This is a genomic window from Kitasatospora sp. MBT63 (assembly GCF_000710465.2).
Taxonomy (GTDB): Bacteria; Actinomycetota; Actinomycetes; order Streptomycetales; family Streptomycetaceae; genus Kitasatospora.
This window is the reverse complement of record NZ_JAIZ01000777.1, coordinates 1-253: the sequence shown is the minus strand read 5'-3', so window position 1 is coordinate 253 and position 253 is coordinate 1. Positions and strand designations below refer to the sequence as shown.

At 76.7% G+C, this 253-nt stretch carries 1 pseudogene; it reads right to left on the bottom strand.

The window, feature by feature from the left end:
• Nucleotides 1-253: pseudogene (locus AA75_RS40285) on the bottom strand (3'(2'),5'-bisphosphate nucleotidase CysQ); the annotation flags it as partial.

Below are 253 nucleotides of genomic sequence, written 5' to 3'. Positions count from 1 at the left end.
TCCACCACCCACCACTCACCGGCCGGCAGCGCCCCGCCGTCCAGCTCGTCCTCCACCCACCGGGCCTGCGGCCGCAGTTCGGTCAGGGCGGGGCGCAGGATGGCCAGGGCCGTGTCGTCGTTGACGGCCAGCGCGGCCATCAGCTCCTCACGGCTCCCGTACCGGACCACCTCGCCGAAACGCCCGCGCAGCGCCGCGCCGGCGGCGCGGACCGCGTCCGCGGTGCGGTCGAGCAGATCGGCGTCGGAGAGGG